The 9,262-nt window shown below is 61.3% G+C and carries 7 protein-coding genes; 1 reads left to right on the plus strand and 6 read right to left on the minus strand.

Annotation, left to right across the window (positions count from 1 at the left end):
- Nucleotides 1-233: 233 nt before the first annotated feature.
- The 6 genes from AAFO90_RS23015 to AAFO90_RS23040 all read right to left on the minus strand — a co-directional run bounded on the left by AAFO90_RS23015 (nt 234) and on the right by AAFO90_RS23040 (nt 5,994).
- Nucleotides 234-2,945, minus strand: coding sequence for a relaxase/mobilization nuclease domain-containing protein (locus tag AAFO90_RS23015; protein WP_347510921.1), 2,712 nt, complete (start codon nt 2,943-2,945; stop codon nt 234-236).
- A complete protein-coding gene (locus AAFO90_RS23020; RefSeq protein WP_347510922.1) occupies nt 2,942-3,310 on the minus strand; it encodes a hypothetical protein in 369 nt (122 codons plus the stop codon). Before AAFO90_RS23020 ends, AAFO90_RS23015 begins: the two co-directional genes overlap by 4 nt.
- 130 nt (nt 3,311-3,440) lie before the next feature.
- On the minus strand, nt 3,441-3,959 hold the full coding sequence (locus AAFO90_RS23025) for a hypothetical protein (protein WP_347510923.1): 519 nt from the start codon (nt 3,957-3,959) through the stop codon (nt 3,441-3,443).
- Nucleotides 3,956-4,666: a hypothetical protein gene (locus tag AAFO90_RS23030; RefSeq protein WP_347510924.1), complete on the minus strand. Its 711-nt coding sequence runs from the start codon at nt 4,664-4,666 to the stop codon at nt 3,956-3,958. Before AAFO90_RS23030 ends, AAFO90_RS23025 begins: the two co-directional genes overlap by 4 nt.
- Complete coding sequence (locus tag AAFO90_RS23035; RefSeq protein ID WP_347510925.1) at nt 4,663-5,049, minus strand: hypothetical protein; 387 nt, start codon at nt 5,047-5,049, stop codon at nt 4,663-4,665. The genes AAFO90_RS23030 and AAFO90_RS23035 overlap by 4 nt, the downstream gene beginning before the upstream one ends.
- A 339-nt stretch (nt 5,050-5,388) precedes the next feature.
- Nucleotides 5,389-5,994: a recombinase family protein gene (locus AAFO90_RS23040; protein ID WP_274840774.1), complete on the minus strand. Its 606-nt coding sequence runs from the start codon at nt 5,992-5,994 to the stop codon at nt 5,389-5,391.
- Nucleotides 5,995-6,123: 129 nt separating this feature from the next.
- Here AAFO90_RS23040 and AAFO90_RS23045 point away from each other — a divergent pair, with 129 nt between their 5' ends.
- Nucleotides 6,124-9,027 (plus strand): Tn3 family transposase, encoded by a 2,904-nt coding sequence (locus tag AAFO90_RS23045; RefSeq protein WP_347510926.1) that lies wholly within the window; start codon nt 6,124-6,126, stop codon nt 9,025-9,027.
- The last annotated feature ends 235 nt before the right edge of the window (nt 9,028-9,262 follow it).

A 9,262-nucleotide genomic window follows, 5' to 3' on the forward strand; every position in this document is an offset into this window, starting at 1 on the left:
GTCTTTGTGGACGTCCAGCCCCACGTAAAGCGTTTTCGTCATTGGTCTTTCTCCTTCGAACTCTTCCGTGTTCGTCAGAAAACCACATCTGCGGCTCGCCCGCCGCAAAACGCTCATCTGGTCTAAGGTCCGCCGCCCTTATTTTTCTTCATTTGCAGAAGCGCTGTGTTCACTTTTGGGCGACGGTGTGACGCAATCTCATCTCTGTTTGTCGGGCTGCGACGCATTTTAGGTCAGCCAGGATTTGGCATTTCAGTCTCACCCAAATGTGGAGCGCGCACTGGCTGCTGGACTTCGTTTTCAACTTTACCGGCGGAACGTGGACGGGCTGGCGGCATGGGGGGCGAGGATGCACCCTTGGATGCATTAAGAAGATCGAGCCAGTCCTTGCAGGGCTTCTTTGTGCCCTCGACACGTGGGGGCGGTGCAAGACGCTTCGCTCCGGGCAGGAGACCGGTGATCTGCCTATGAAGGGCCTCCCCCGCCGCGTCATTGTCGAAACCTGAGAGAACCTCCCGGCCCTCGGCAGACTTGAGGAGGGCTGCCTCCGTCCTCGGCCCGAACCCACCGCCCGTGCTGACGTAGATCGTGTCTTCCCGGGCCTCGAGTTCCGCGAGCGCGAGGGCGTCAAGGCCGCCTTCGAAGACCACCATACGCGTGGCGTTTTTCGGATTTCCGAGGACCGAGACCGTCTTCACGCCGCCCTTGGCAAAGCGCGCCGTGTTCTTCCGCCCATCCTTCTCCCACCGCTGCTCAAAGCCGACGATATCGCCGGTCTCGGGATTGCGATGTGCGAAGTAGATGCCACCGAAAGCGCCACAGCGCACATCGTCCCGGAAGCGGTGCAGGGTCGCTTTCGAGATGCCGCGATCCTCTGCGTAGGTCCGCCGGTCCTCGATATAGGGGGCCTCCTCCCACCTGCGCCGGGCTTCGGTGTGATCTTGCTGCCTGTCGTCCTGATGCGGTGCTCCCGTGGGCACCGGTGTCGGTGTGCCGGTCCCCATGATCTCACGGAACGCTTTGCGCGCATCGCCCAAGGTCAATCCCGGGTTGTCCGACAGCCAGAGGTCGATGACCGAACCGGACGCGCCGGTCTTGTTGTTCGTCCAGACCCAGGCATCTCCTTTCCGTGTCGCCTTGATCGTCTCAGCGCCGCGCACATAGGTGGGCAGATCCCGACCCTGCGGATCGCTACGGCCGTCCCTGTGCTTGGGGGCGTAGGACCAGCCACCCCGTGCGGCAATCTCGTCGATATGGACTGCCCGCATCCGGTCCAACTCATGATGGTCGTTCTCCTTGACTACCTTAGCGATCCGACGCTTCTTGCTGCCGCCGCCACGATCTGCGTCCGGTGCAGGTTGCGGGTTCGAGACGCTTCGACGATCCGGCAGCTCTGCTGTGATCCGCTGTTCTTCCGCGTGCGCCACGGACCGAAGGGCCGTCCGGACGGGATCACGCCCGGAGCCGATTGCGTCGAACACAGCCCTGGCCTCGGCCGTCATCTCCTCAAACTGGGCCGTGGCCTCCGCCCGTTCCGTGTCATTTTCTTCGATCGCCTGATCGCGGTTGGCGCCGGCTTCAAGAGCCGCCCTCGCCGCCGCCCGGGCATCCACCTCGATGCGGCGCTGTTGGCGCTCCAGCCGTTCCAGAATTGCATCACACTGCGCCTGAATGTCCTCTGGGGCTCCATGTACGGGCAGGCCTGCACGTGCGGCCTCGAGAGACGCAAGACGTACAAAGTCAGGTGAACCTGTGAACTTCACAGAGGACCAGCCCTTGGCCTTGGCAATCGCGATCATGGCCGTGCGCGTCTCTCGAGTGCTGCGGGATGTCGTCAGGCGGTCGCCATGATCGACCAGGGTCACGTTATCCCGGAAGGTGATCTGAGGCGGGACATCCTGCAGATCGACAAAGCTTATCGCATCGGACACGGCGGGATCGAGATGAAGGTCGCAATAGATGCGGCGCAAAAGGGTCAACTTGAACGCCGAGGCTGCGGTCGCTTTGCGGTCCTCTTCCCAGACCACCCCGGATACACTTTCGATCTCCTTGTGATCCTCTTTACGATCATTGACGTATGCGCTGCCCGGATCTTCATAGGCCCCAAGCTGAGCCTCCATCTTCCTGATGGAAAACTTCGACCCGAAGGCCGAGGCTTTCGCGCATTCGGTGCTGCCCAGGATGGCGATCCGCGCGCCGGACCCGGCCTTGTAATAGCGGAGTCCAAGGACCCCGAGTGCGGCGTGCAAGTCCTGCCAGTCCCGCGCGACGCCAACGGCCTCTGCAAACCGGACCTTCAGAGCGGTGGGGATGCCGTGCTCGAATGTCTCGATCCCGATTGATTTCTCGCGCTTGCGCGCGCCGGAGGTTTTGGGCCTCGTTCCGGTGATCCGGTCCGCCTTCTTCTTCTCCCAGGCGTCCCGGTTGGGCTTCAATTCCACCGTTCCGTTGGCTGACACATCGAACTCGAACCGGCCCCGGTCGTGCGACCAACCTTGTGCCAGCTCGATTTCCCGGCAGGCCTTCTCGATCCGAAGGTGGTCATTCGACTTCGACCAGACTTTCCCGGTGATAGGGTGAACGGTGTTACAGACAAGATGAACATGCAGCCGCTTCGTGTCGTGGTGCGTGCCGATGACGATCTGGTGCTCCTTCAGTCCGAGGCTGCGGATCATGTGATCCGCGGCCTCAATCATTTGATCATCGGTCGGCCGCTCCAGCTCATGCCAACTGAGGACCAAGTGGTAATACGGCTTCCGGACCCGGCTGTTCAACTCTGATGAGAGCCGCATGTCCTCAGCCGCATATCGCCAGTCGGGTGAGGCTAGGTTGCGCAAGGCGATCCGGACGGCTTTGCCGCAAACATATGTCACTCCGGGCTTGAAGGCATCTGCGCCGCCACCGGACCCTTTCTCCCCCTCTCTTTTGATCGCCTCACCGATCATGCCAGCAGCGCCCGGATCTCTGCGGAGGCCTGCTCAACAGCGGCGAGGGTCGCATGGATAATGCGCATGTCATCGGCCGACATGACGGTGAGACGCCCGGCGTTGACGGCATAGGTGAGTTGGTTGAGGTTGGAGCCTTGCTTTCCCAGCTCGCCTTTGATGCGCAGGAGGTCATGGCGCTCTCGGCGATCAAATCCGGCCTCGCCAGAGATCAGGGCGTCCAGAAAATCACGGTGGTTCTGGAACCCAGCCTTGCGCGCGCGATTGATGAAATCATCCAACTCGTCATCGTCCACCCGCTTTTGAAGGAGGTTCTGCCGCTTCCGGCGGTTCGATCTTTGTTTCCCGTCCCCTGCGCGTGCCATGTCTGCTCAGCCCAATTCACCGTCCCTTCTTTTTTATCCCCCCTCCGTGAAAACGCCTAACCCACACCTTCTCCTCCTAATGCCCCAGCTGATCCCGCCGACGCCATCTGGCGGAGAAGGGGATCAGCCTTCAGCGCTCAACGAAGCACACGATGGAACCATCTCGGGCCCGACCGGGCGGCTCGGCGCAGATACCGCGCGCGTCGAGGACGATATACGTGCCCCAAGCTGCGGCTACAGCGAGACAGGCAGCACTGAGCGCGCCGACCAGGGCCGCGACAATAAGCTGACGCCGGGAAATGCGGTCGGCGGTCGTGATGGATCTCTGTGCGGCTGTTCGAGCGATTTCTTTGGACGCGTCTTTGATGATCCGCGCAATCGCCTTCTGGGCTTCGGCCGTCGCGATCGGCCCGGCGCGTTCTGGGATCGCTTTCAACTCATCCAGAACACGCTCGACGTCGCGCAAGGTATCAATCCTGCCCGACCGGATGGCCCGTTCGTAGTAATCGAGCACCATGAGCACCGGCCACAGTTCGTCCCGGGAGGAGAGGCCAAGTCCCGCTTTGACCGCCAACAACCGGGCCCGGTCTTGCTCCGTGGGTGCGCGGCGGTAGATCAGGGTGAACAGGTCTTCTGGAATATCAGTCATTCGAGCAGTCCCGCGATTTGCATCTGCTCGGACCAGGACCGCAGCGCTGCTTTCACCCGCATCTTCTGGAGCATCGAGAGCTTGTCTGAGGTCTGCGCAGAGATCAGGTTCAGGCCAGCGTTCTCCAGAATGTCATTCACGCGGGGGTCGAGCCGGATCATGTCGATAACGGCAGCCCCTCGGGCTTCGAGATCGGCTTTGGTCTGCGTCGTGTCGAACAACGTGAACGCGCGGTCCTCGCGCCAGTTGCGCACGACGATCCACTTCGTCGTCTCTGGCAGGGCTTTCATCTCTTCACGTAGGGCGACAATCGGCGACCGGGTCTGATCGATCACGAAGACGATGGTCAATTCGGCGTCGATCTCGGCCATCAGCAATGGGAGGCTGAACCCATCTTCGGAGGCACCGTCCTGATGCAGTCTCTCCGTGACGTCCGAGCCGCGCGCGGGTAAATCGATCAAGACACCCCCGGGGCTTTCCGCGATGACGTCGAAGAGGGCATCGCGGCCAGCGGGTGTCAAGACCTTGATGCGCCGCACATCAAAGTCACTATGTTTGAATGCGGCGTGAAGGCCCGCGTTTTTATCGTCGCCATCGACCAATGTGACCTGGTGTTCGGCCTGGAGCATCACGGCGGCCATGCGCTTTGCAACTTCTGTTTTGCCGACGCCGCCTTTGTCTCCATGTATGAAAAAAATCCGCTTCACAGGTCACCTCCTTGATCTCTAAAATCTGATGCGGGGTCTTCTTTCTGACCCTTTGTCCTCCCCTTGTTCGGGGTGGTCTGTATCTTGGGCTCGGGTGGACCGGTCCGGCGGGTCCACGCTCGGGTCGGTGCGATCCCGGCCTGGGTCCGGGCGCGACGGACGTATGTTTTGAACGTGTTCATGTTGAGCTGTTCGTCCTCCGGGAGTGTCTTGTTGAGCTCCTCGCAGATCTCTTCCAGAGAGAACCCGGCCGTCATCTTTGCGTGTATATCCTTGATCAGGCCGGTGACGAAGTCGGCCCTTGTCAGTGTCTTCTCCCGTCGCGTCGACATCGACTTGAGAGCCGACTTTGCCTCTTTTAGATGTTCCGTTTTGAGTGCCATGCTGCTATCCTCGCTTTACACGGCAACTGTCTTTGATGACCGTGAAAATACAAAAATAAATCTTCAGAATCTTCTTCTGGAAGTACCCACCCCCTAGCAGGGTATGGCGACGGTAAACCGTCCCCCCTGATCCTGCAGCGGCGGCGACACTGAGGTGTCTTCTTCTCGCAGGATGGGCAACTTGCCGGCGCCGAGGGGCTTCTCCGCGTTGCGTTTTGGGCAGTAGGGGAAGGCAGAACGGCGCATGAAAAACCAGATCATGCACCGACGGGCCGTGAGACGGTCTGTCGGCGGACCACCATTTTCTGGCTGATCGTGGTCGGGGATGTAGATGATGCCCTAAGCGTGATCCCTGTGTCGTTTAACGATGTCAGTGACGGTGTTTTTGGAGATCCCGAGTTCGCGCGCAATCCATCGGTATGATCTGCCGTCTTGAACGGCCTGCAGCACCTTCGGGGCAAGCTTGTCAGATTTGGGTCTCTGTCCGGGCTGCCGACCGAGTTTTTTGCCGCGCGCCCGGGCAGCGGCCAGGCCTGATTTTACACGCTCGCTAAGAAGGTCGCGCTCGAATTGGGCGATCCCGGCCAGCATGGTGGCCATCATCCGACCGTGAGGTGTGTCGAGTTCGAAGGTCATGCCGTTCATGGCGACGACCGAGACTTTCCAGCCTGCGAGCCGATTGAGGGTATCGAGCAAGTCCTGAGTGGAACGTCCCCATCGGGAAAGTTCACTGACCAGGATCGCATCTATCTGTCGGGCCTGCGCGAGATCAAGGATCTGGTTGCGGACAGTGCGATTGGCTAAGGCCCCGGAGGCCTTTTCCTTGAACACACCGACCACGTCATAGCCGCCGCGTTCTGCAAATGCGGTCAGTTCCGCGACCTGTCGCTCACAGGACTGGTCGGATGTCGAAACTCTGGCGTAGATGGCCGCGCGGTTTTTCATATCCTATCGCTCTGCTGCTTGAGGATGTGTCCCAGTTGAACCCCCTCGGAATTTGGCCTTGCAAGCCTTTGATTTTGCTGGTGCGGATTTTGTCCTGAACAGACTAATGACTAACAAGGACAATCCCACATGCCAAGACGCTCTATTCTGACCGCGCGCCAACGCGCAGCGTTGATCGACCTCCCGCAAGACGAAGCCAGCATCCTCCACCACTACACGCTGTCAGATCATGACATCGAAGTCATTCGAACCCGTCGTCATGCACGCAATCGACTTGGCTTCGCCCTGCAGCTTTGTGCGTTCCGGTATCCTGGCCGACTGTTGGTGTCGGGGGAGGTCATTCCCGAGGCCATCAGCCGCTTCATCGCCGCACAGCTTGGCGAAGAGATGGATGAGCTTTCCAGGTACGCTGAGACCGACGTAACGCGGCGTAGGCATCTGGTCGACTTGCGCCAGTTCTACGGCTTCAGGATGTTCTCCGGGCATCGCGCGCGGGAACTGAAAGCCTGGCTGTCAGGCGAGGCGGAAGTGGCAACCTCCAACCATGATCTGGCCCGCCGGTTTATCGAAGAGTGTCGCCGGACCCAGACCATCCTGCCGGGCGTGTCCGTAATTGAACGCCTCTGCGCGGATGCGCTCGTGGCGGCGGAACGCCGGCTCGAAAGCGCCATCGTGGCCCGGCTGGATGCGGAGACAAAGACCCGCCTGGACACCCTGCTCACGGAGATGGTCGACGCTACGGTCAGCCGGTTCGTCTGGCTACGCCAATTCGAGGTGGGGCAGAACTCGGCCGATGTTGGCCGTCTCCTCGATCGGCTCGAGGTTCTGCGGGGCCTGAACGTCTCGTCGGATATCCTCGCTGGTATTCCACCCCATCGGGTGACTCGCCTGCGGCGTCAGGGCGAACGCTATTTTGCCGATGGCCTGCGTGACATCGGCAGCGACCGTCGCGTGGCCATTCTCGCGGTTTGCGCCGTCGAGTGGCGTGCCGCGATTTCCGACGCGGTGGTCGAGACCCATGACCGCATCGTCGGCAAGACATGGCAGGGCGCGAAGAGGCTGTGCGACGCCAAAATCACTGATGCAAAGGCGGCGGTGCAGGACACGCTGCGCGCCTTCAAATCTCTCGGGTCGGCCCTGCTGGACGCCAGAAGCGATGGGGTTTCCCTGGATCAGGCGACAGAACTGGCCTGTGGATGGGAGCAACTCGAAGGGCTGGTCGCCACCGCCGCCGAGTTGACCAACACGATGGCCGCTGACCCCTTGGCCCATGTTGGCCAAGGCTATCATCGGTTCCGGCGCTATGCCCCGCGCATGCTGCGCGTTCTCGACATCGAGGCGGCGGGTGTCGCGGCTCCCTTGCTCCAGGCGGCCGAGCTGATCGCACATGATCAGAAGCCCGAGACATGGCCAGTTGGCTTTCTCCGGCGAGGTTCGAAATGGCACAGCCATCTGAACGCTGAGGACGGTGACGGCCATCGGCTCTGGGAAGTTGCGGTGCTGTTTCATTTGCGGGAGGCGTTCCGGTCGGGTGACATCTGGCTCCCCCATTCCCGGCGCTTCGCCGATCTGAAGCAGGCCCTAGTTCCCGCGGAGGCGGTAGAGGGCGCGCCAAGGCTGACGGTGCCGCTCGACCCGGAGACCTGGCTTGCCGATCGCAAGGCTCGCATGACGGATGGCCTCGCGCGACTGGCAAAGGCGGCTCGCGCAGGGACCATCCCGGGCGGGTTGATCGAGAATGGCGTCTTGAAAATTGACCGCCTGAGTGCGGCGGTGCCGCAAGAGGCGGACGAGTTGGTACTCGATCTCTATGACCGGTTGCCGGCCATACGGATCACGGAGCTGCTCCAGGAGGTCGATGCGGATATCGGCTTCACGGAAGCCTTCACACATTTGCAGACCGGCGCACCCTGCAAAGACCAGATCGGCATGCTGACGGTGTTGCTGGCTGAGGGTTTGAACCTCGGGCTCAGCAAGATGGCCGAGGCAACCAGCACACACGACTACTTCCAGCTCTCGCGCCTGTCACGATGGCACGTAGAGAGCGAGGCCATCAACCAGGCCCTCGCCATGGTGATCGAGGCACAGGCCCGGCTGCCCATGGCCCAGTTCTGGGGCGGGGGCGTCACCGCGTCCAGTGACGGGCAATTCTTCCCCGCCGCCCGGCAGGGCGAAGCCATGAACCTCATCAACGCGAAATACGGCTCCGAGCCGGGCCTCAAGGCCTATACCCATGTCTCCGACCAGTTCGGCCCCTTCGCAACCCAGAACATTCCGGCCACCGTGAGCGAGGCACCCTACATCCTGGATGGGCTGCTGATGAACGAGACGGGGCGGAAGATCACAGAGCAGTATGCCGACACCGGGGGCTTCACCGATCACGTCTTTGCCGTGACCTCGCTGATCGGGTTCCGGTTCATCCCGCGTATCCGTGACCTACCATCCAGACGGCTCCACCTGTTCGACCCGGCGTCAGCGCCGGACGAATTGCGCGGTCTGATCGGGGGCAAGATCCGCGAGGGCCTTATCGTCCAGAATTGGCCCGGCGTCCTGCGTTCCGCGGCCACCATGGTGACGGGCGCTATGCCGCCCAGTCAGTTGCTCAAGAAGTTCGCGGCGTATCCTCGACAACACGAGCTGGCCGTGGCGCTCCGCGAAATCGGTCGCGTCGAGCGCACCCTCTTCATCATCGAGTGGATACTCGACGCCGACATGCAGCGCCGGGCCCAGATTGGCCTGAACAAGGGCGAGGCCCATCACGCCCTGAAAAACGCCCTGCGTATCGGGCGACAGGGTGAAATCCGCGATCGCACCGCCGAGGGGCAGCACTACCGCATGGCCGGCCTCAACCTGCTCGCCGCCATCATCATCTACTGGAACACCAAGTACCTCGGTCAGGCCATGGACGCGCGGCAGCGGGCCGGGTTGAATTGTGCGCCCAATTTACTGGCGCATATCTCGCCGCTCGGCTGGGCACACATCCTGCTCACTGGCGAATACCGGTGGCGGCGGCAAACCGGGGCCAGCTTGTGAAGTAATCAGCCCTATTTCTTGCCACCGTCACGGCTCCCAAACGGACGCACCGCGATCATCGCCACCACAAAGGCGGCACAGAGTTCAAAATGGAGGAAAGAAGGGGGTGTCAGGGCCTTGTGATACGATCCTGCCCCCTACCGGAATTGATGCGGTGGATGCCCCCTCCTCGAACGGCATCGCGATGTGCCATGGTGGTTATTCAACCACCACCAAAGAGAAAGGGAGCACCCAT

Origin of the sequence: Phaeobacter sp. CAU 1743 (assembly GCF_039839315.1) — a bacterium.
Lineage (GTDB): Bacteria > Pseudomonadota > Alphaproteobacteria > Rhodobacterales > Rhodobacteraceae > Phycobacter > Phycobacter gallaeciensis_A.

What these genes read in the sequence shown, in the direction of transcription:
- AAFO90_RS23015 (WP_347510921.1), bottom strand. Translation starts at nt 2,945, where the DNA reads ATGATCGGTGAGGCGATCAAAAGAGAGGGGGAGAAAGGGTCCGGTGGC.
- AAFO90_RS23020 (WP_347510922.1), bottom strand. Translation starts at nt 3,310, where the DNA reads ATGGCACGCGCAGGGGACGGGAAACAAAGATCGAACCGCCGGAAGCGG.
- AAFO90_RS23025 (WP_347510923.1), bottom strand. Translation starts at nt 3,959, where the DNA reads ATGACTGATATTCCAGAAGACCTGTTCACCCTGATCTACCGCCGCGCA.
- AAFO90_RS23035 (WP_347510925.1), bottom strand. Translation starts at nt 5,049, where the DNA reads ATGGCACTCAAAACGGAACATCTAAAAGAGGCAAAGTCGGCTCTCAAG.
- AAFO90_RS23040 (WP_274840774.1), bottom strand. Translation starts at nt 5,994, where the DNA reads ATGAAAAACCGCGCGGCCATCTACGCCAGAGTTTCGACATCCGACCAG.
- AAFO90_RS23045 (WP_347510926.1), top strand. Translation starts at nt 6,124, where the DNA reads ATGCCAAGACGCTCTATTCTGACCGCGCGCCAACGCGCAGCGTTGATC.